This is a genomic window from Streptomyces sp. NPDC049915 (genome assembly GCF_040656475.1).
In the GTDB taxonomy this organism is placed as follows: Bacteria; Actinomycetota; Actinomycetes; order Streptomycetales; family Streptomycetaceae; genus Streptomyces.
This window is the reverse complement of record NZ_JBFAMH010000002.1, coordinates 76268-96836: the sequence shown is the minus strand read 5'-3', so window position 1 is coordinate 96836 and position 20569 is coordinate 76268. Positions and strand designations below refer to the sequence as shown.

The window sequence follows — 20569 nt, the reverse complement described above, 5'->3', positions numbered from 1 at the left end:
CATGGCATCGCTCCTCGTTTCGCCCTGCCGAGCGCGACCCGCGCTGCCTGTGCCGACCGGGTGAATAGCCTGATTTGCAGCACTTCGCCCTTTAAATGGTCGGGTGACTGCACCCGACCGCCGCACGGCCCTGCGCGCCGGTACCGGCCTCCTTGCCGGCGCCGCACTCACCCCCGCCTGCTCCCCGCCCGGCGGCGCAGTCCGGCCCGCCGCGGCCCGCCCCGCACCCCACTCGTCACCGGCCGTGGCCCCCGCCCCGCGCCGCTACCCCGGCGTGCCCGACCAGATCACCCACGGCCCCCGCACCCGCCCCCGCGTCGCCCTCACCTTCCACGGCCAGGGCGATCCCGCGATCGCCCGCGCCCTGCTCACCGAGGCGGAACGGCACGGGGCCCACGTCACCGTCCTCGCCGTCGGCACCTGGCTCGACGAGCACCCCGAGATGGCCCGCCGCGTCCTCGACGGCGGGCATGACCTCGGCAACCACACCCAGCGCCACCTGGGCATCAACGCGATGCCCGAGGCCGAGGCCCGTGCCGAGATCACCGCCTGCGCCGACCGGCTGAAGAGGCTCACCGGTTCCATCGGCACCTGGTTCCGCCCCTCGCGCGCCCCCCGCGCCTCCGCGCTCGTCGCCCGCCTCGCCGCCGAGGCCGGCTACCCGCACGTCCTGTCCTACGACGTCGACTCCCTCGACTTCACCGCGCCCGGCGCCGCCGCCGTCACCCGCAAGGTCCTCGGCGAGATCCGCGACGGATCCGTGGTGAGCCTGCACTTCGGCTACCACGACACGGTCGCCGCGCTCCCCGCCGTCCTCGAAGAACTCGACCGCCGCGGTCTGCACGCGGTCACCACCACGGAGCTGATCGGCTGATGCACCTGAAGCGAACGACCCGCACCCTGCTCGCCGGCGCCACCCTCGCCGCGCTCGCCGCCTGCGGCAGCCCGGGCGCCGGCCACGGCGCCGCCGAGACCACCAAGGCGGCCCTGCCCGCCCCGGCGAAGAAGCAGAACACCGTGCCCGGCCTGCCCGGCATGCCGCCCGTCCTCGACCCCAAGGACGTCTACGCTGCCGACCGCCCGAACAAGCTCTCCCCGGTCGTCAAGGACTTCCCGTCCCGGGTGTACGTGCCCAACACCGAGTCCAACACGGTCACCGTCATCGACCCGAAGACGTACCAGGTGATCGACACGATCCCGGTCGGCCGCCAGCCGCAGCACGTCGTGCCGTCCTGGGACCTGAAGACGCTGTGGGTCAACAACGACCGGGGCAACACCCTCACCCCCATCGACCCGCGCACCGGCAAGGCGGGCAAGACGGTCGACGTGCACGACCCGTACAACCTCTACTTCACGCCCGACGGCAGGTACGCCGTCGTCATGGCCTCCCTCGACCGGGAACTGGTCTTCCGCGACCCGCACACCATGAAACGGCTGAAGACCGTCCCCGTCTCCTGCTACGGCGTCAACCACGCCGACTTCTCCCTCGACGGCCGCTACTTCATCGTCTCCTGCGAGTTCAGCGGCGAACTGCTCAAGGTCGACACGGCGTCGATGAAGGTCGTCGGCCAGCAGAAGCTGCCGTTCCGCGGCGCCATGCCGCAGGACGTCAAGATCTCGCCCGACGGCAAGCGGTTCTACATCGCCGACATGATGGCCGACGGCATGTGGGTCCTCGACGGGGACAAGTTCACCAAGCCCACCCTGCTGCCCACCGGCAAGGGCGCCCACGGCCTGTACGTCAGCCGCGACTCCCGCGAGATGTACGTCTCCAACCGCGGCGAGGGCACCATCTCCGTCTTCGACTTCCGGCAGAACAAGCTCACCAAGAAGTGGCGCCTGCCCCAGGGCGGCAGCCCCGACATGGGCGGCGTCTCCTCCGACGGCAAGGTGCTGTGGCTCTCCGGCCGCTACAACGCCGAGGTGTACGCCCTCGACACCCGCACCGGCGAACAGCTCGCGCGGATCAAGGTCGGCAGCGGCCCGCACGGCCTCGCCGTCTACCCGCAGCCCGGCCGCTACTCGCTCGGCCACACGGGCATCTTCCGCTGACCCCCGCTCACCGGGCCCGCAGCAGCGCCTCCGCACCCACCTGCCGGTAGCCCGCCGCCTGGAACGCCCGCGCACTGCGGGCGTTCCCCGGCGCGACCTGCGCCCACAGCGGCTCCCCGGCCAGCTGCCGCGCCGCCGTCACCAGGGCCCGGCCCAGCCCCCGGTGGCGCAGGCCCTCGTCGATCTCCACGGACACCTCCAGCCGTCCGGCCACGCCCCGGCCCAGTACGAGCACCCCGCCGTCCGCCGCCCAGGCGCGTACGTCGTCGCGGCGCCGGCGGGCGTAGGCGATGCGGGGGTGCTCGCCGGCCATCTCCTTCAGCGCGATCTCCGGCTCGCCCGGCAGCGGGGTGCCGACCAGGAGCGCGTCGACCGTCTCCGTCGTGCGACCGGTGCGGTCGAGGAAGGCGGCTAGGAAACGGGGGTTCAGCGACGCGGCGAGCGTGTCGCAGTCCAGGGCGTGGAGGGTGTCGTACACCCACGCCGGGTCCTCGTCGGTGAAGACCACCGAGTGCGCGGTGAAGGAGAGCACCCCGGCGTCCCGCGCGCTCTCCTGCGGTACGACCGTGGTGCCGCCGTCCGCCGGCGGGAAGACACCCCGCGCCGCCGCGTCGAGGATGTCCCGCAGGGTTCCCATCACCGTGCTCCTTGAGTCTCCACCCGCTGGAAGGCCCAGACTCCCAGACATGATCGAAGACGGCACCGGTCTTTTCACCATCGGCGAGCTGGCCCGCGCCACCGGCCTGACCGTGCGCACCATCCGTTACTGGTCCGACGAGGGCGTCCTGATCCCGGTGACCCGCTCGTCCGGGGGCTACCGGCTCTACGATGCCGGGTCCGCCGCCCGCCTGGAGCTGATCCGCACCCTGCGCGAGCTGGGCCTCGGCCTGGACGACGTGCGCACGGTGCTGGCCGGGGAGCGGACGGTCGCTCAGGTGGCTGCCGCGCACGTGGCGGCGCTGGACGCGCAGATCCGGTCGCTGAAGGTGACCCGTGCGGTGCTGTCGAGTGTGGCACGACGTGGCTCGACGGCGAAGGAGACCACCCTGATGAACAAGCTGGCGCGGCTGTCGGCGGCGGAGCGGCAGCGGATCGTGAACGACTTCATGGCGGAGGTCTTCGAGGGGATCGACACGGCCGACCCCGATCTGCGAAACCGCCTCCGTTTCGCGGCGGCCACCCTGCCGGACGACCCGACGCCCGAGCAGGTCGACGCCTGGGTGGAGCTCGCCGAGCTGATCCAGGACCCGGAGTTCCGCGCGCTGATGCGCAGGATGATCGAGTTCAACGCGGCGGACCGCGGACCCGGCGTACCGGCCGGGTCGTCGCTGTGGTTCATGAGCCGGCTGGTCCAGCTCGCCGGCGAGGCGCTGCGGGCAGGCATCGCGCCCGAGGCGCCACAGGCCGGGGAGGTGCTGCGGGGGCTGCTCGGCGACGCCGACCCGGTGGCGGTCCTGGAGCGGTTGACGGCGGCCTCCAACGCCCGGGTCGCCCGGTACCGCGAACTCTCGGCCCTCGTGAACGGGCTGGACCCCCAGCCGACCCACGCGGAGGAGTTCGCCTGGGTGGTCGCCGCACTGCGTGCGCGCGCGGGCCGTTAATCTGACCTGCGGCACTACGCCGACACGAGTAAGAAACGCGACAAAAAGGGGCGGATCGGTGGCGGACATCGAGGAAGCACGCAAGCAGTTCCAGCGGATCGACGCGGACGGTGACGGTTTCATCACCGCCGCCGAGTTCAAGAGCGCCCTCGCCCAGCAGGGTGACTGGAACGTCACCGAATCGGTCGCCGAGGCCATCATCAAGTCCCGTGACCTCAACGGTGACAAGGTGCTGTCCTTCGACGAGTTCTGGGCCCACCTGAACAAGTGACGTGCGGCACGAGGGGCGCCCGCCGGTCACCGGCAGGCGCCCCTTCGTCATGCCCGGCGCCTGATGCGTACGCTCCACCGGCCGTCGTGCCGCTCCAGCGCCAGCGGCAGGCCGAAGCACATGCCCAGCCGGTCGCCGGTCAGGACGTCGGCGGCCGGCCCCTGGGCGAGAGGGCGGCCGTCGCGCAGCAGCAGGGCGTGCGTGGTGTGCCCGGGCAGCTCCTCCAGATGGTGGGTGACCAGCACCGTCGCCAGCCGCGGATGCTCCCGGCGCAGGGCGTCCAGGGCCTGACCGAACTCCTGGCGCTGAGCGGCCTGCGCGACGACGATCCGAACACCGCGGACGACGCCCACGAGGCGATCGTGCGGGCCATCACCGACGCGGACGCGGAGACCGCGGTGGCGGTGGTCACCAAGGAACTGGAGAACCCCTTTCCACCGGCCGCCTAGGACGCCTGCTTGCGGTACTGCCCCGGCGCCACCCCGTACTCCCGTTTGAACGCCTTGGCGAACGCGAACTCCGAGGTGTAGCCCGTCCGTTGGGCTACCTGGCGCAGCGGGAGGTCCTCCTCGGCGCGCAGCAGCCGGCCCGCCGTCGTCATCCGCCACCAGGTCAGGTACGCGAGCGGCGGGGTGCCGACCAGCGCGGTGAACCGGCGCGCGAACGCCGCCCGCGACAGGCCGCCCTCGGCGCCCAGCTCCGCCACCGTCCACGAGCGGGCCGGGTCGGTGTGCAGCGCGTGCAGGGCGGCGGAGACGGCCGGGTCGGCGAGCGCGGCCGCCCAGCCACCCCGCCGGCCGGCGTCCCGCGGCTCGCTCTCCCACCAGGCGCGCAGGATGTACAGCAGCAGGGTGTCCAGCAGCGAGGCGATGACGGTGTACGAGCCGGGCCGGCACTCCGCCAGCTCCTGACCCAGCAGTTCCACCGCCGCCCGCAGCCCGCTGTGGGCGCCGACCCGGGCGGGGAGGTGCACCACCTCCGGCAGCTCGGTGAGCAGGGGGTGGGCACGGCTGCGGTCCAGCAGATAGGCGCCGCACAGCATGACCGTGTGCGGCTCGGGCGCTCCCGGCGGGGGCGGCGGCGGATCGGGCCAGCGGCCGTCCGCGTCCAGACCGAGGTCGTCCAGGGGCACGTCCAGCGAGCCGGCCAGCGCGTGTCCGTGGCCATGGGCGAGGAAGACCACATCGCCCGGGCCGAGCGCGACCGGTTCCCCCTGCGCCGGCAGCAGCCACGCCGACCCGCGCAGCACCACGTGGAATCCGGCTCCGTCCGTGGCCTGGAAGCGACTCCCCCAGGGACCGTACTTGTGCCGCAGGCCGGAGTGCGGCCGCCCGGTGCGCATCGCGGTGACGGCGTCGCTGAGTACGTCCATGTCCCGCACCGTAGCGCCGGGCGGCCGGGAGCGAGACGCACGGACAGAAAGCCGAGACAGACAGGCATGGATCGTCTCGCCGTGCGGCCATAGCGTCGACGGCATGCCAACTTCCGCACACAGCGTGCTCTTTCACGAGACCGGCGGCCCCGACGTCCTGACCGTCGAGGAGACCGAACTGCCCGACCCCGGCCCCGGCGAGGTCCTCGTCCGTGTCGCCGCGATCGCCCTCAACCGCGCGGAGGCCCTCCTGCGCTCGGGCGGCTACTTCTACCAGCCCACCCTGCCCGCCGCCCGCAACGGCTACGAGGCCGCCGGCACCGTCGAGGCGGTCGGCGACGGCGTCACCGCCTTCGCACCCGGTGACCCGGTGCTGAGCGCGGCCAACTTCAGGCTCGACACCCACGGCGTCTACGGCGACCGCGTCCTCATGCCGGAGCACACCCTCGTCCCGCGCCCCGACGGCGTCGACGAGGTCACGGCCGCCGCGGCCTGGCTGACGTACACGACGGCATACGGCGCGCTGGTCGAGCGGGCCCGGATGGCGCCCGGCGACCACGTCCTGATCACCGGTGCGTCCAGTGGCGTCGGCACGGCCGCGATCCAGGTCGCCCGGCGGGCCGGCGCGGTGCCCATCGCCACCACCCGGACCGAGGCCAAGCGGCAGCGGCTGCTCGACCTGGGCGCGCAGCACGTGATCGTCTCCGACGACGAGGACGTGGTGAAGGAGACCCGGCGGCTCACCGGCGGCAACGGCGCCGGGATCGTCCTCGACGCGATCGGCGGCCCCGGCTTCGCGACCCTCGGCGAGGCGGCGGCCGAGGACGGCTACCTGATCTGTTACGGCTGGCTTCAGGGGCAGCCCACCGTCCTGCCGATGCGGTGGCCCCTCACCGTCCACGGCTACAGCAACTTCACCCTCACCGGTACCGCCGAAGGGCGCCGCCGCGCCGCCCACTACCTGGGTTCCGGCCTCGCCGACGGCACGCTGCGCCCGGTGATCGGCGAGGTACTCGACGGCCTGGAACGCATCCGGGACGCCCACCGGCTGATGGAGTCCAACCAGCACACCGGCAAGATCGTGGTACGGATCTGACCCCGCCACCCGTTCGGCCCCAGAACGGGAATAGCCGGACAGACCGCCGGGTTGTCGCCCGCAAACCGGACCATGCGCAGCGAACCTGAAGGGCTGAGCCATGAAGATCGGCATCATCGGCGCGGGCAACATCGGCGGCAACCTGACCCGGAGGCTCAGCGCGCTCGGCCACGACGTCTCCGTCGCCAACTCGCGCGGCCCGCAGACGCTCACCGAGCTGGCCGCGGAGACCGGGGCGACGCCGGTGCGGGTGGAGGAGGCCGCACGCAACGCCGAGATCGTCATCGTCACGGTCCCCCTCAAGGCGGTCCCCGACCTGCCGAAGGGCCTGTTCGACGAGGCCGCCGAGGGGGCCGTGGTCATCGACACCGGCAACTACTACCCGCAGCAGCGTGACGGCCGGATCGCGGCGATCGAGGACGAGGGCGTGACCGAGAGCCGCTGGTCCGAGCGGCAGCTCGGCCACCCGGTGATCAAGGCCTTCAACGCCACCTTCGCCCAGGACCTCCTGGAACGCCCGCGGCCGGACGGCGACCCCGACCGTATGGCGCTGTCGGTCGCCGGGGACGACGAGGCGGCCAAGGCGAAGGTACGGGCCCTCATCGACGAGCTGGGCTTCGACACCGTCGACACCGGCGGCCTCGACGACTCCTGGCGCCAGCAGCCCGGCACCCCGGTCTACGGCATGCGCGGCGACGTGGAGGCCGTGACGAGGGCGCTCGAGGCGGCGACCCCGGAGCGCCCGGCGGACTTCCGCGGCTGAGAGCCGTCCGCCTCAGACGATCTCCAGGGGCAGGTGCGGCCCGTCCGGCAGCTCGACCTCGACGCTGTCGCCGGGCCGCACCACACCACCGGCGACGACGACGCTCATGATCCCGGATCTGAAGCGCGGCCGCCCGTCGGCTCCCCGTGCGACGACCTCCTTCAGCAATCCCTTGTGAAACCCGTCGATCTGCGCACACGGATTGCGCAGCCCGGTCACCTCGACGACGGCCTCGTCCCCGAGCAGCAGCCGTGCCCCCGTGGGCAGCCCGAGCAGATCGATCCCGCGGGTGGTGACGTTCTCCCCGAGCTGTCCGGCCGCCACCTCGAACCCGGCCGCCCGCAGCTCGTCGAACAGCTCCTCGTGCATCAGATGCACCTGCCGCAGATTGGGCTGCGAGGGATCCTTGGCCATCCGGAACCGATGCTTCACCGTCGCCCCGCCGTGCACGTCCCCCTCCACCCCGAACCCGGCGAGCAGCCGGATGCTCTCGCGGTTGGGCTTGGTGAAGGAGTACACGCCGTTGCTGCTGACCGCGGTGATGGTGCCGTCCATGCCGGTCACCCTAGGGCGTGGCCCAATCCCGCAGCGCCGCGCGGCTGGTGAAGTTGGCCACGTCCGTGTCGTGCGGGTCGTCGGTGTACTGGTGGAACCGCCACGCCGCCTTGATGCGCGGCTTGCCGGCGGTCACGTAGTCGGCGATCCAGAGGCCGTCGCCGGCGTACGAGGTCGTGTCCACTGTCAACCAGAAGTGACGGTTGCAGTAGAGCACGACCCGGTTGTGCGGGCGCATCTGCTTCAGCATGCGGAGGAAACGGTCCTTCTCCGCGTTGCTCGCGTGGGTGCCCTCGCCCGTCGTCTCCCAGTCGACGGCCAGGATGTCGCCCGTGCGTTCCGGGGTCTTGCTCAGGAAGTACTCGGCCTGGGCCGTGAGGTTGCCCGGCCACAGGAAGTGGTAGAAGCCGACGACCAGGCCCGCGTCGCGGCCGTGCTTGGTCTGGGCGGCGAGTTTCGGGTTGACGTACGAACGTCCCTCGGTCGCCTTGATGAAGACGAAGGAGAGGCCGTCCGTGCCGTAGGAGGAGGACTGGTAGGCGCTCACGTCGATGCCGCGCAGCATGGGGGCTCCCGACAGGTGTGGGGGACGGGAGGGGATGATGCCCCGGATCGGGGTCCGGTCAACCGCCTGGGCGAACCGGTCAACCGTCCGAACGACACAGCCCGTTCAGCGCTCGGCGATGTTCATGGCGAGGCCGCGGCGGGATGCGTGTTCCGTGCTCGTCACGGGGAGGGCGACGTCGACCCGCCGCCCGAGGGAGCTTTGGTGGACGAGGACCTGCCGGGCCAGGAGTTCGACGATGGCGAGCCCTCGGCCGTGCACGTCGGGGTCGGCGTCTTCGCCGGGCCGCGGCCGGGCCGGGGCGCCGGAGTCCGTCACCGAGATCCACAGGACGCCGGCGTGCAGGGACACCCGGACGGTCATGTCGTGGTGGCCGTGCTCCGCGGCGTTCGCGGCGAGTTCGCCGACGATGAGCTCGGCGGTCTCCCGGTCGGCGGACGGGATGCGCCACTGGGCCAGGACGGCCACGATGCAGTGGCGGGCCACCGGAACCCAGCCGACCTCCGCCGGCAGGGCCACGACGGCCTCCTGGTGGCGTGCCGCCCCGCCACGTGGGGGAGGACCGGACGGCGTCGTCCGGTGCGGGGAGCCGGGCGGCTGAGCGGTGGACCGCTGGCGCGCGGGGGATGCGGCGAGCGGCCCGCTCGTCTCGTCGAGGGTTGTGGTGTACATGGTCGACCCCGAATCTGGCGGGAGAGGGCGACGTGGTGGGTCCTGTCGGGGGGATCCGCCTGTTTCTCAGGCCATCTCCGACGCTACGCAGTGGTCCGTCGCTCCATAGCTGGGCGAAGGGGTGCAACCACCCCCTCCGGATGGAGGGGGCACCCCGGGCCGGACGAGAGGCGGGGGGCCGGACACCACGGGTGTCCGGCCCCCCACCGTTGCCACCGCCTGCGCCGGCGCGGTGGTCGTCGCCCGCCCGGTGTGCGGGGCGGTCGCCGGGTCAGTCGAGCGTGTCCGCGCCGGTCGGGAGCGGTGGCTCCGCCTCGATGCGTTCCCACTCCTCGTCGGTGAGAACCCGGGACCGGAGCAGGAAGCGCACGCCCTCGGGTGCTTCGAGGGAGAAGCCGCTGCCCCGGCCCGGAACCACGTCGACGGTGAGGTGGGTGTGCCGCCAGTACGCGTACTGGTCGGCGCTCATCCAGAAGGGGGTGTCACCGGCGACCCGGCCGAGGAGCACGTCCTGGGCGCCGACCCGGAACTCGCCGCGCGGATAGCACATGGGCGCGCTGCCGTCGCAGCAGCCACCGGACTGGTGGAACATCACCGGCCCGTGCGTCCCGGTGAGCCGCCGCACCAGGTCCTCGGCGGCCGGTGTCAGCTCGACGCGCCTGGTGCGGGCGTCCATCAGAAGAACCCGAGCTTCTGGCCGGAGTAGCTGACCAGCAGGTTCTTGGTCTGCTGGTAGTGGTCGAGCATCATCTTGTGGGTCTCGCGGCCGATGCCGGACTTCTTGTAGCCGCCGAAGGCCGCGTGGGCCGGGTAGGCGTGGTAGCAGTTCGTCCAGACGCGGCCGGCCTTGATCTCGCGGCCCAGGCGGTAGGCGGTGTTGCCGTCCCGGGTCCACACGCCGGCGCCGAGGCCGTACAGCGTGTCGTTGGCGATCTTCAGGGCCTCGTCGACGGAGTCGTACGTCGTCACCGACACCACCGGGCCGAAGATCTCCTCCTGGAAGATCCGCATGTCGTTGGTGCCGCGGAAGATGGTCGGCTCGATGTAGTAGCCGCCCTCCAGACCGGCCACGGCGCGGGGGTTGCCGCCGGTGAGGAGTTCGGCGCCCTCCTGCTTGCCGATGTCGATGTAGGAGAGGATCTTCTCGTACTGGTCGTTGCTGGCCTGGGCGCCGATCATGGTCGCCGGGTCCAGCGGGTCGCCGCTGACGATGGCCTTGGTGCGCTCCACGCAGCGGGCCATGAACTCGTCGTAGATGGAGGAGTGGATCAGGGCGCGGGAGGGGCAGGTGCACACCTCGCCCTGGTTGAGGGCGAACATCACGAAGCCCTCGACGGCCTTGTCCAGGAAGTCGTCGTCGGCGGCCATGACGTCGGGCAGGAAGATGTTCGGGCTCTTGCCGCCCAGCTCAAGCGTGACCGGGATGATGTTCTCGCTCACGTACTGCATGATCAGCCGGCCGGTCGTGGTCTCGCCGGTGAAGGCGACCTTGGCGATGCGCGGGCTGGAGGCGAGCGGCTTGCCGGCCTCGACGCCGAAGCCGTTGACGACGTTGAGCACGCCGGGCGGGAGCAGGTCGGCGATCAGGTCGACGACGTACAGCAGGCTGGCCGGGGTCTGCTCGGCGGGCTTGATGATGACGCAGTTTCCGGCGGCGAGGGCCGGGGCGAGCTTCCAGGCGGCCATCAGGATGGGGAAATTCCACGGGATGATCTGGCCGACCACGCCGAGCGGCTCGTGGAAGTGGTAGGCGACCGTGTCCGCGTCGATCTCCGCGATGCTGCCCTCCTGGGCGCGCACCACGCCGGCGAAGTAGCGGAAGTGGTCGATCGCCAGCGGGATGTCGGCGGCCAGCGTCTCGCGCACCGGCTTGCCGTTCTCCCAGCTCTCCGCGACGGCGATCTTCTCCAGGTTCGCCTCGAGGCGGTCGGCGATCCGGTTCAGGATGTTCGCCCGCTCGGTCGTGGAGGTGCGGCCCCACTTCGGGGCGGCCGAGTGGGCCGCGTCCAGGGCGAGTTCGACGTCGGCGGCGGAGGAGCGGGCCACCTCGCAGAAGGTCTTGCCGGTCACCGGCGTCGTGTTCTCGAAGTACCGGCCCTCCACGGGGGCGACCCAGTCGCCACCGATGAAGTTGTCGTATCGCGGGGCGAAGCTGACGATGCTGCCGTCCGTTCCCGGCTGCGCGTACACCATGGCGGCTCTCCTCGGGGGGATGGTGAGTGCGGTCCGACGGCTCACGCCGTCGTGATGCGGTTCACTGTGAGGTCCCGAGGTTGGCGCGAGGTTGGCGCCGTACGCGCCCCGCGCCGGGCCGGGTGTCAGTGGCGCAGGGCCGAGGTGAGGCGGCCGGCCGCGAGGGCGCGGCGGGTGTCGCGCGGGCCGAGCAGACGCAGCGCGTGCTCGTGCACCTCCACGTCGTACGGGACCCGTTCGCCGTACCGCAGCGCGTGCTCGGGACGGGCGCTGGTGAGCACCGCCTCGCGCACCGCCACCTCCAGGTGGGTGCGCCACTCCTCGATGCCCGGCGCCTCGGAACGGGGCAGCAGGGGGCCGCGGTACAGGCGCAGGGCGGTGTCCGCGTCCCCGTTCCGCAGCGCGCGCAGCACGTCGGCGGCGTCGCAGGACACCGGCGTGGTCAGCGCGTAACGGCGGGTGGTGACCCCGCCGTCCAGGGCGCGGCGCAGATGGGAGATCTCCGCCTTGAACGTGGACGCGGTGACCGCCCGGTCCCCGTACACGGCCTCGCGCAGCCGCTCGGGCGCGTAGCCGTCCGGTTCCAGCGCGAGCAGGGTCAGGATCTCCAGCTGCCGGGGCCGCAGCTGAAGGGGGGCGCCGTTGCGTACGGCCTGTTCGGCACCGAGGCAGGTGAGGCGCACGGGGTCGGAGTTCGTACGCGGAATCAGCTGCGGCTCGGTCCGCAGCCGGGCCTCGACGGTGGCCACCAGGGAGCGCACGGTGGACATGGCGAGGGGGTTCGAACGGTCCCAGGTGGTGGACATGTCCAGCACCCCCAGGACGCGTCCGTCCGGCCCGTGGACGGGCGCGCAGTAGCAGACCCATCCGTGCAGGGCCGTCACCAGGTGTTCGGCCGAGAACACGGAATGGGGGCGGCCGGTGCGCAGCGCCAGGGAGAGGGCGTTGGTGCCCATGGCCTGCTCGTCCCACCGGCCGCCGGGCGCGAAGTTGACGCGCTCGGCCCGCCGACGCATCGTGCGCCCGCCGCACGTCCACAGGATGGTGCCGGACTCGTCGGTGACCGCGGTGACGAACCCGGCGTCCTCCGCGATGCTGCGCAGCTCGTCGGCGAGGTCGTCGACCGGCCGGCGCAGCGGTGAGCCGATCCAGCGGTGGTGGACCGCGCCCTCGTCGCTGACCGGGGCACTGTCCCGGCCCGGGTCGACGCTGCTCAGCGAGCGCACCCAGGACTCGGTCACGTCCTGGCGCAGCGCCTCGGCACCGCACGGCCGCGACCCTGCGGTCCGCATCTGCGGCACCAGGCGGGACCACTCGCTCTCCAGCGTGGCCCTGCGCCGCCGGAGGTCACTGCTCTGTGACATCTGCATTTCCCCTGCCGTCGAACGGGGACGACCGATTATTGTCCCTCGGGACCGCGTCGGCACACCCCCCCGACCGGTCCGTCCACCCTGTCCGATCGGACAGGTGCCGCATCCGGGCGCGCGCGCCTAGCGTGGTCTTCGGTCTGAGAACAGTGTTATCGGCCAACCGGGCAGTAAAATCAAGGTTGCCTGTGCGTTGCGGGCTCGACGCCCTTGGGAGGTCGCATGTCGACCAGGTCGGATGTCATGGTGGCGGGCGGTAACGATCCGAGTGCGGACTGGAGCCGTGACGAGCGCCAGGGCGAGCTGCTGGGGCCGCAGCGGACCGGCACGGACGCCGTACGGCAGTCCGCCCGGCTCGCCAAGTTCCATGTGCCGGAGGTGGTGTTCGGGCCCGGTTCGCTCGCGGAGCTCGGGCACTGCGCGCTCCGCCTCGGCGGTCGCCGCCCCTTCCTGGTCACCGATCCCGGGCTGATGGAGGCGGGCTGGGCGGACGAGGCGGTGGGCCACCTGCGCCGGGTCGGGCTGCGGCCCGTGGTGTGGAGCGATGTGACGCCCAACCCCAAGGACGTCGAGATCCAGGCCGGCTTCGAACGCTACGCGGCCAGCGGCTGCGACGTCATCGTGGGAGTCGGCGGCGGCTCCGTCATCGACGCGGCCAAGGGCGTGGCGATCCTGTCGGGCAATGGCGGGCACATCCTCGACTACGAGGGAGTGGACCAGGTGGTTCAGCCCATCCCGCCGACCGTGATGGTGCCCTCGACGTCGGGCACCGGGGCGGACGTCTCCCAGTTCGCCGTGGTCACCGACACCTCCCACCACATCAAGATCACCATTGTGAGCCGCACCCTGGTCCCCGAGATCTCGGTGATCGACCCGCGGCTGCTGACCACCATGCCGGACTGGCTCAACGCGGCCACCGGCCTGGACGCCCTGACGCACGCCATCGAGGCGTTCGTGTCCCGGGCGCACAACCCGCTGACGGACATCCACGCCCTGCACGCGGTCGAGCTGATCACCGCGAACCTGGTGCGCACCCAGGTCCGTCCCAGGGACTTCGGCGCCCGTCTCGCCATGGCCCAGGCCTCCCTGGAAGCCGGCATGGCCTTCACCAACGCCATCCTCGGCGCGACGCACGCCATGAGCCATCAGGTCGGCGGCCTGCTGGACGCCCCGCACGGTGTGGTCAACGGCGTGCTCCTGCCGCACGTCATCCGCTTCAACGCCGAGACATGGCCGGAGCGTTTCGTCGCGCTGGGCGCGGCGGCCGGGCTTCCGGTCGCCGGTGTGCCGCCGCACGAGGTGGCCGAACAGCTCGCGGACCTGGTGCGCGCGCTGGCGGACGACGTCGGCGTCCCGAAGGGGCTGGCCAGTCTCGGGGTCGCGGAGCGCGACCTGCCGGTGCTGGCCCGCACGACGCTCAAGGACGCCTGCATGGCCACCAACCCCCGGGACGTCGACGTGCGGGACGTGGAGACACTGTTCCGCGAGGCTCTGTGAGGCGATCCACGTGTACGACCCCGAACGCTCGTCGCAGGCCCCCGACTTGGGAGTGCTCACCGGACTGCGGTCCGGCAAGCGGTCGTTCTACCCCGCGTACGTGCGCTCCACCGAGCGGCTGGAGCGGACGGTGGAGGCGCTCGACGGGATCTCCCGCGCCCTGGTGCGTACGGCGGAGGGGCCGCGCGCCCTGGTCGAGGCCGTCGTACGGACCGCCGCCGAGCACTTGCGCGCCCGCTGGCTGCTGCTGGCCGTCGCCGACGGCGCGCTGCGCGCCGCCCGGCCGCGCTTCCTGCTGTACACCGACGACGTGTTCATCGACGACGAGACCCGCATACCCGCCGAGGTGCGCGAGCACCTTCGGCTGCTGCGCACCCGCCCCTGGGAGGCCCAGGAGCCCCACCGGGGCCAGGGCTGGGTGCGCGCGCCGATGACCTTGGACGACGAACCGGTCGGCGGGATCGCCGCACAGCCCGGCGCCGGTGTCGAGGTCGCCGACACCGACCTGGCCATTCTGCGCGTCCTCGCCAACCAGGCGGCCGTGGCGCTGCACCACACGTTCCTGTTCCACGCCGCGACCACCCTGCGCGGACGTGCCGAGGAGCTGTCCGAGGCGGCGGAGCGGCAGGCCCGGGACCTGGCCGCGCGCAACGCCGAGCTGGCCGAGACCCAGGCGCGGCTGCTCGACGCGATGCAGCGGCAGGCGCTGGACGACGAACGGCGCCGCATCGCGCGCGAACTGCACGACAGCGTCTCCCAGTACGTACTCAGCGCGGGGATGACGGTGGAGGTGTGCCGGGCCGAGCTGGCGGGCCTGGGCGGTGAGGCCGCCGGGATCGCCGAGCGGCTCGCCGACGCCAAGGACCTCAACCGGCAGGCCGTGGAGCGGCTGCGCGCCGCGATCTACGCGCTCCACCACACCTCGCAGGAGCCGGCGGGGCCGCTCCCGGTGCTGCTGGAGCGGCTGTCCACGGTGCACCTGCCCACGGACCTGGACGTACGGGTGCAGGTGGCGGGCCGGCCGGAGCCGCTGCCGCCCGAGGCCGAGCGGTCGATCCTGCGGATCACCGGCGAGGCCCTGTTCAACTCCGCCACCCACGGCAAGGCCGGCCGGGCGCTGGTCCGGCTGCGGTATCAGCCGCAGACGGTGGTGCTGACCGTGTCCGACGACGGCGGCGGCGACCCGGCGCAACTGCGCCGGGCCCTGCGGATGTCCCGGGCCACCGATCTCGCCGGACGCCACCGCGGGCTGGCGAACATGGTCGCCCGTGCGGAGGAGCTCGGCGGCCGGCTGTCCATCCGCCGGTCGGGGATGGGAGGCGTCCTGCTGCGGGTCGACGTCCCGCTGCCGGTGAAGCGCTCGGGAGGCGGCGATGACGACTGAACAGCGGGCCGAGGCGCCCGCACAGGTCCTGCGGATCGTGCTGGTCGACGACCACGCGATCGTGCGGCACGGGCTGAGGTCGATCCTGGAACGCGAGAGCGACCTGGAGGTGGTCGGCGAGGCGAGTACGGCCGCCGAGGCCGACGCCGTCGTCGAGCGGACGCGTCCGGCGATCGTGCTGCTCGACCTGAAGCTGTCCACGGCGGCCGACACCGAGGGCCTGGACCTGTGCGCCGAGCTGACGCGGCGCCACCCGGACCTGGCGGTGCTGGTGCTCACCACGTTCCTCGACGACTCGCTGGTCGTGGAGGCGATCCAGCACGGTGCGCGCGGTTACGTCGTCAAGGACGTGGACACCACCGAACTGCTGCGTTCCATCCGCGCGGTGGCCCGTAACGAGAGCGCCTTCGACTCGCACGCGGCGGCTGCGATGGTGCGCTCGATGCGCGTGCAGCCCGAGCGGCCGAAGTTCACCGAACGGGAGCTGAGGGTCCTCCAGTTGCTCGCCCGCGGGCTGAGCAACCGGGAGATCGGCGCCGAGCTGTACATCTCGGAGACCACGGTGAAGTTCCACGTCCGCAACATCATGCGCAAGATGGACGCGGGGAGCAGGGCGGAAGTCGTGTACGAGGCCAGCAAGTCGGGCGTCATCTGACGGCAGGGAGCGGGGACCGCCCGCCGGCGCTCCCCGCTCCCTCCCTCAGGTCGTCAGCCCACGGCCGGGCGCCCGAGCGGCAGCCCGCGGCCTCCGGTGGCCAGCGAGGTCACGTGCAGGAAGAGGTAGAACCCGACCGCGACGAAGGCGAAGACGGCGTAGCCGCCCGCCGTCTGCAGCGTGCCGGAACCCTTCAGGGTGGCGCACAGCACCAGCGCGAGGGCCAGGTCGATCAGCGTGAACAGCACGGTGAAGGCGGCCGGCAGCCGTAGCGTGCCCACGGTCAGCAGCACGATGGTGACCAGCCAGGAGATCAGGAACAGTGCCTGGGTCCTGGTCGCGGCGGCCTCGGCGATGGCGAACCAGCCGTGGGTGAGCCCGAGCACCAGGACCGCATAGCTGAGCCAGAACCCCGTGACGACACCGAAGATCGCCGCGACGGCGCTCTGCCCGAGCGCGGCCGCCCAGACCGCGGCGATCAGCTGGCCGAGCGCCGTGGCCGCGAGGATGATCGCGAGCGGTGCTCCGGCGGTGCCCGCCGGCACATAGCCGACCAGGGTGAGACCGAGGGCGATCGAACCCACGATGAACGTGGGCACGCCGATCAGCGCCGGATCCCCGTCCAGCGGTCCCGGCTTGGCCTGCGGCCGGGGTGTCGCGTGCGGTGCGGCGGCGGAACCCGCCGCGTCCGTTTCCGAGAGGGCCATGGAACGCTCCTTTGCGTTGCGGTGTTTCTTCTTCGGGGCGGCGCAGTTCGTGGGTCTTTCGCTCAGCCGGGGTCTTCCGGTCAGCCGGGGACTTCCGCTCAGCCGGCGTCGACGACCAGCCAGCCGCCGTGGAAGGCGTCGACGCGGAACGGGTGTCCGGCGCGGCGGCCCAGGCCGGCGAGCTGCTCGGGGGAGAAGCACCGGACGTGCCCGTAGGCGGCGGTCGGCTCGTCCTCGTACGGCACGGCCACCACCACCCGGCGCCGGGCCAGCCGCAGCGCTTCCGCTACGACGGCGTCGCCGTGCTCGGGGTCCAGGTGCTCCAGGACGTGGATGACGGTGACGGTGTCCACCGAGCCGTCGGGCAGCGGCACCCGGGACGCGTCGCAGACCAGCGCGTCGAGCGCGAGGCCCCGGGCCCGGGCCACCATGCCCAGCAGGCGCATGGTGCCCGGGGAGAGGTCGGAGGCGATCACCGTCTGCCGCTCCCGCTCGGCCAGCAGCAGCGGCAGGAAGCCGAAGCAGGAGCCGAGGTCCAGCACGACTCCCGGGGGGACCAGGTCGAGGGTGCGCCGGTAGACGGGGGCGAACCCGGCGATCGACGAGTGCTCGGCCGGCTCGGGGGCCTGCCAGTACTTCTGGATGCGGGCCAGGGTGTTGTCGTAGAAGGTGGTCCAGGCGGGCAGGGGGCCGTCCACGCAGGAGCGCACCACCCCGGTGAAGACCCGCTCGAAGACGTCGCTGCCGGACAGCCACCCGGGGGCGAACAGCTCATCGGCGAGCAGTCCGGCCAGGTCGTTGTCCAGCTGCTCGGGGAGCAGCGAGTGGCCCAGCTCGACGCGGCGGCCGCGGCGGCGCAGGGTGAAGTGCTCGGTACGGACGATGGGCTCGACACTGCCGCTGCCGGCGCCGGGGCTGTCGCGGACCACGCGCACCAGGTGGTCGGCGTACAGGCCGGGCGCGCTCGGCGCCAGCGGGTCGATGCGGCGCGCGGCGATCGCGCTGCGCAGACTCGGGACACTCACGGTGACGGCTCCCCCAGACGGTGTGCGGTGGTGTTCATCGGCCGGTCGCCTCCCCCGCCATCCGCAGGGCGGTGCGCTCCAGCCCGGCGAGGTCGGCGACCACCTGCACGCGGTCGCAGTACTCGGCGTAGCGGGGCAGGTCGCAGGCGCCCAGGCCCCAGGAGTAACGCGGCTCCGGGGTCAGCCAGATGGTCCGGCGCACCCGGCGGGTGATCTCCGCGAAGGCCTCGGTCCGCGGCGGGTTGCCGTTGCCGCGGCCGTCGCCGAGCACCAGGAGGGTGGTACGGCGGCCCAGCGCCGGGGAGTGCTCGGTCAGCAGCGTCTCGAAGGTCCGGCCGTAGTCGGAGGTGGTGTCCACGTCCAGCAGACCGCCGGCCGGCAGCCCGTCGAAGACCAGCCCCAGCGCCCGCTCCAGCGGGTGCTCGGCGAACAGCTCGGTGATCTCGGTGGGTTCGTCGACGAAGGCGTAACTGCGGACCTGCCCGAACAGGGACTGCAGCCCGTGCACCAGGTGCAGGGTGAAGCGGGCGGTGGCCCGCACGGACGGGGAGACGTCGGCGAGGACCAGCAGTCGCGGTCTGTCCTCGGCGCGGGTGACGGTGACCGGCCGGAACGGCACGCCGTCGTAGCGCATGTTGCGGCGCATGGTGCGGCCCGGATGGACCCGGCCCGCCGGGGTGTTGCGCTTGCGGCTGGTCAGGGCGCCCTGCACGGAGCGGCCCACCCGGCGCAGCGCCTCCTCCAGCTGCCCGCGCTCCTCCTCGTCGACCGCTTCGAGGCGGGCGCGTTCGGCGATCCGGGCCGACTCGACGGCCACCGACTGCAGTTCGGCCAGCCGGTCGAGATGCCGTTTCAGCAGTTCGGGCAGGTTCTCGATGACACCCGCCAACTGCCGTCGTAGCGAGTCGAGTTCCTGGTCGCCGGGATCGTCCTGCTGCGCGAGCCGGCCGAGCAGGGCGTCCTGCTGGGCGACGGTCAGGGTCGTGTCGATCGGCTGCCCGGCCGCCGGAGCGAGCCGTCCGGGGATCCCGGCGCCGTGCAGCCGCTCGGTCTCCAGCTGGACGGACGGGCTGTCGTCGCGCGTGCCGCGCGCGCCGTCCTTGGACAGGACGATCTCGTCGGTCATCGAGGCGAGGTCGATCTTGTTGGCCTCCTGGTGCAGGTTGTACTGCTGGGCCAGGTCCTGCTGGTCGAAGAAGTCGCGGATGTCGGACGGCTTGCCGTGGCTGTGACCCTGCTGCGGGGTCTCGGAGGGCTCGTCGGAGACGGTGTACGACTCCAGCTCACCCGTGTCGGACAGATCGTCGTGCGCATGACTGTGCCCGTGGCCATCGGTGCCGCCGTCCACCGGGCGCAGTGAGAAGAACGCGGTGAACAGGTCGTCGAACAGCGGGTGGTCGCGGCGGTCCTTGACCAGCGTCATGCGCAGCGCCTCACGCAGCGTCTCGCGCTCGCCGAGCACGCCGGGCTGGGCCGCCCCGCGCATCGCGTCCATGGCCTCCGACACGGAGATGCGCAGGCCGAACAGGCGCAGCACGCGGACGAATCGGTGCACACCGGCTTCCATGCATGCCTCCGGGTTCAGTCGGTGCGGCGCCGCGCGATGGCGGCGAACGAGCGGGCGCCCTGGCCGGCGCCGGGGGTGGTGCGGTGCGTCGGTCCGGCACCGGGCGCGCCGTAGTAGTTCTCGTCGTGCCGGCCCTGCTGGTCCATGGCGGCCCGGACCGCACGGCCGTCCACATCGCCGTGCTCGCCGTGGTCGTGGTGGTGATCGGCGTGGGGGTGGCCGGTGTGGTGCGGGTGCCCGTGGTGGTGGCCGGGTTCGGGCAGCGTGCGGTTGGGGTCGGCCAGGCGCGGCAGCACCTCCAGTGCGCGGTGCAGGTCCCGCTCGTACTTGAGGACGACGTTGGCGGTGTCGGCGAGGACCGCTGGGTCGAGTTCGTCGACGCCCAGCACGGCGAGGGTGCGGGCCCAGTCGACGGTCTCGGAGATGCTCGGGCTCTTGCGCAGCGGCAGCGCGCGCAGGCCCCGCACGACGTCCACCAGATGGCGGGCGGCGGCCTCCGGCAGCCCGGTGTCCTTGGACCGCACGATCTCCAACTCCCGCTCCGCCTCCGGGTATTCGAGGAAGAGGTGCAGGCAGCGGCGCTTCAGCGCGGCCGACAGGTCACGGGTGTTGTTGGAGGTCAGGACGACGTACGGGGGGATCTTCGCGGTGTATGTGCCGATCTCCGGAACCGACACCTGGTACTCGGCCAGGCACTCCAGGAGCACCGCCTCCAGGGCCTCGTCCGCCCGGTCGACCTCGTCGATCAGCAGGACGGCCGGCTGCTCGCCGCGCACGGCGTCCAGCAGCGGGCGGGGGGCGAGGAACCGGTCGGAGAAGAAGACGCTGTCCTGCTCCTCGATCCGGAGCACGGCGGAGGCCAGGTCGGGGGCGTCGGCCGTGAGGTCGCCGATCTTGTCCCGGAGCATCTGGGTGTACAGCAGCTGCTTGCCGTAGTCCCACTCGTACAGGGCGCGGCTCTCGTCCTGGCCCTCGTAACACTGCAGGCGCAGCAGCCGGCGGCCGGTGGCGGCGGCCAGTGCCTTGGCCAGCTCGGTCTTGCCGACGCCGGCCGGGCCTTCGAGCAGCAGCGGCTTGTCGAGTCGGGTCTGCAGGAACACGGTGGTGGCGAGGCGCCGGTCGGCGATGTAGCCGTGGGCGGCGAACCGCTCGGCGACGTCCTCGACCGAGCCGAACGCGGGGTTGTCGGGTGTGGCGGGCACGGTGTCTCCGTCCGGTGGGGCGGGA

22 protein-coding genes and 1 pseudogene are annotated in these 20569 nt (G+C 72.3%); 10 read left to right on the top strand and 13 right to left on the bottom strand.

The genetic code is table 11. From position 1 onward, the window contains the following. The first annotated feature begins 103 nt into the window (after positions 1–103). Together AB0J12_RS02905 and AB0J12_RS02900 are read left to right on the top strand one after the other, a co-directional pair. A complete protein-coding gene (locus AB0J12_RS02905) occupies positions 104–874 on the top strand; it encodes a polysaccharide deacetylase family protein (protein WP_363262374.1) in 771 nt (256 codons plus the stop codon). Next, positions 874–2052 carry a YncE family protein gene (locus tag AB0J12_RS02900; protein ID WP_363262373.1) on the top strand — a complete coding sequence of 393 codons (1179 nt, stop codon included), beginning with the start codon at positions 874–876 and terminating at the stop codon, positions 2050–2052. The genes AB0J12_RS02905 and AB0J12_RS02900 overlap by 1 nt, the downstream gene beginning before the upstream one ends. A gap of 7 nt (positions 2053–2059) precedes the next feature. Here AB0J12_RS02900 and AB0J12_RS02895 read toward each other — a convergent pair whose 3' ends face one another. After that, on the bottom strand, positions 2060–2689 hold the full coding sequence (locus tag AB0J12_RS02895; RefSeq protein ID WP_363262372.1) for a GNAT family N-acetyltransferase: 630 nt from the start codon (positions 2687–2689) through the stop codon (positions 2060–2062). A 49-nt stretch (positions 2690–2738) separates the two neighbouring features. On the opposite strand from AB0J12_RS02895, the gene AB0J12_RS02890 reads away from it, so the two are divergent. Beyond that, positions 2739–3653, top strand: a complete 915-nt coding sequence (locus AB0J12_RS02890) for a MerR family transcriptional regulator (RefSeq protein WP_363262371.1) — start codon at positions 2739–2741, stop codon at positions 3651–3653. A gap of 58 nt (positions 3654–3711) precedes the next feature. Next, positions 3712–3924 carry an EF-hand domain-containing protein gene (locus tag AB0J12_RS02885; RefSeq protein WP_363262370.1) on the top strand — a complete coding sequence of 71 codons (213 nt, stop codon included), beginning with the start codon at positions 3712–3714 and terminating at the stop codon, positions 3922–3924. A 47-nt stretch (positions 3925–3971) separates the two neighbouring features. Here AB0J12_RS02885 and AB0J12_RS02880 read toward each other — a convergent pair. Next, positions 3972–4229, bottom strand: a pseudogene (locus AB0J12_RS02880) (ABC transporter ATP-binding protein); the annotation flags it as partial. On the opposite strand from AB0J12_RS02880, the gene AB0J12_RS02875 reads away from it, so the two are divergent. After that, positions 4185–4373 carry a hypothetical protein gene (locus AB0J12_RS02875; protein ID WP_363262761.1) on the top strand — a complete coding sequence of 63 codons (189 nt, stop codon included), beginning with the start codon at positions 4185–4187 and terminating at the stop codon, positions 4371–4373. The pseudogene AB0J12_RS02880 and the gene AB0J12_RS02875 overlap by 45 nt on opposite strands. Here AB0J12_RS02875 and AB0J12_RS02870 read toward each other — a convergent pair. Next, positions 4370–5296 (bottom strand): AraC family transcriptional regulator, encoded by a 927-nt coding sequence (locus AB0J12_RS02870; protein ID WP_363262369.1) that lies wholly within the window; start codon positions 5294–5296, stop codon positions 4370–4372. The genes AB0J12_RS02875 and AB0J12_RS02870 overlap by 4 nt on opposite strands. A gap of 103 nt (positions 5297–5399) precedes the next feature. Here AB0J12_RS02870 and AB0J12_RS02865 point away from each other — a divergent pair, with 103 nt between their 5' ends. Then, the gene (locus AB0J12_RS02865; protein ID WP_363262368.1) at positions 5400–6392 is read left to right on the top strand and encodes a zinc-dependent alcohol dehydrogenase family protein; all 993 of its coding nucleotides are present in this window, start codon (positions 5400–5402) and stop codon (positions 6390–6392) included. Positions 6393–6492: 100 nt separating this feature from the next. After that, positions 6493–7155, top strand: a complete 663-nt coding sequence (locus AB0J12_RS02860) for an NAD(P)-binding domain-containing protein (protein WP_363262367.1) — start codon at positions 6493–6495, stop codon at positions 7153–7155. Positions 7156–7167: 12 nt separating this feature from the next. On the opposite strand, the gene AB0J12_RS02855 is transcribed toward AB0J12_RS02860, so the two are convergent. The 6 genes from AB0J12_RS02855 to AB0J12_RS02830 form a co-directional block, all read right to left on the bottom strand. Further along, complete coding sequence (locus AB0J12_RS02855) at positions 7168–7710, bottom strand: MOSC domain-containing protein (RefSeq protein ID WP_363262365.1); 543 nt, start codon at positions 7708–7710, stop codon at positions 7168–7170. Positions 7711–7720: 10 nt separating this feature from the next. Further along, positions 7721–8275 carry a glycoside hydrolase family 25 protein gene (locus tag AB0J12_RS02850; protein ID WP_363262364.1) on the bottom strand — a complete coding sequence of 185 codons (555 nt, stop codon included), beginning with the start codon at positions 8273–8275 and terminating at the stop codon, positions 7721–7723. A gap of 105 nt (positions 8276–8380) precedes the next feature. Further along, positions 8381–8947: an ATP-binding protein gene (locus tag AB0J12_RS02845; protein WP_363262362.1), complete on the bottom strand. Its 567-nt coding sequence runs from the start codon at positions 8945–8947 to the stop codon at positions 8381–8383. A 271-nt stretch (positions 8948–9218) separates the two neighbouring features. Continuing rightward, on the bottom strand, positions 9219–9623 hold the full coding sequence (locus AB0J12_RS02840) for a DUF779 domain-containing protein (protein WP_363262361.1): 405 nt from the start codon (positions 9621–9623) through the stop codon (positions 9219–9221). Beyond that, complete coding sequence (adh, locus tag AB0J12_RS02835) at positions 9623–11140, bottom strand: aldehyde dehydrogenase (RefSeq protein WP_363262360.1); 1518 nt, start codon at positions 11138–11140, stop codon at positions 9623–9625. The genes AB0J12_RS02840 and adh overlap by 1 nt, the downstream gene beginning before the upstream one ends. A gap of 125 nt (positions 11141–11265) precedes the next feature. Continuing rightward, positions 11266–12504, bottom strand: a complete 1239-nt coding sequence (locus AB0J12_RS02830) for a transcriptional regulator (protein WP_363262359.1) — start codon at positions 12502–12504, stop codon at positions 11266–11268. A gap of 225 nt (positions 12505–12729) precedes the next feature. On the opposite strand from AB0J12_RS02830, the gene AB0J12_RS02825 reads away from it, so the two are divergent. From AB0J12_RS02825 to AB0J12_RS02815, 3 genes are read left to right on the top strand one after another with little or no spacing between them, the layout of a single operon-like run. Then, entirely contained in the window at positions 12730–14004 is a 1275-nt protein-coding gene (locus AB0J12_RS02825; protein ID WP_363262358.1) for an iron-containing alcohol dehydrogenase, read from the top strand. A gap of 10 nt (positions 14005–14014) precedes the next feature. Beyond that, positions 14015–15388: a histidine kinase gene (locus AB0J12_RS02820; RefSeq protein ID WP_363262357.1), complete on the top strand. Its 1374-nt coding sequence runs from the start codon at positions 14015–14017 to the stop codon at positions 15386–15388. Next, entirely contained in the window at positions 15378–16043 is a 666-nt protein-coding gene (locus tag AB0J12_RS02815) for a response regulator transcription factor (RefSeq protein WP_363262356.1), read from the top strand. Before AB0J12_RS02820 ends, AB0J12_RS02815 begins: the two co-directional genes overlap by 11 nt. A 53-nt stretch (positions 16044–16096) precedes the next feature. On the opposite strand, the gene AB0J12_RS02810 is transcribed toward AB0J12_RS02815, so the two are convergent. The 4 genes from AB0J12_RS02810 to AB0J12_RS02795 all read right to left on the bottom strand — a co-directional run bounded on the left by AB0J12_RS02810 (position 16097) and on the right by AB0J12_RS02795 (position 20544). After that, a complete protein-coding gene (locus AB0J12_RS02810; protein ID WP_363262355.1) occupies positions 16097–16750 on the bottom strand; it encodes a GPR1/FUN34/YaaH family transporter in 654 nt (217 codons plus the stop codon). 98 nt (positions 16751–16848) lie between these two features. Beyond that, positions 16849–17775: a mycofactocin oligosaccharide methyltransferase MftM gene (mftM, locus tag AB0J12_RS02805; protein ID WP_363262354.1), complete on the bottom strand. Its 927-nt coding sequence runs from the start codon at positions 17773–17775 to the stop codon at positions 16849–16851. Positions 17776–17809: 34 nt separating this feature from the next. After that, entirely contained in the window at positions 17810–19342 is a 1533-nt protein-coding gene (locus AB0J12_RS02800; protein WP_363262353.1) for a VWA domain-containing protein, read from the bottom strand. Between the two features lie 14 nt (positions 19343–19356). Further along, complete coding sequence (locus AB0J12_RS02795) at positions 19357–20544, bottom strand: MoxR family ATPase (RefSeq protein ID WP_363262352.1); 1188 nt, start codon at positions 20542–20544, stop codon at positions 19357–19359. Positions 20545–20569: the final 25 nt, after the last annotated feature.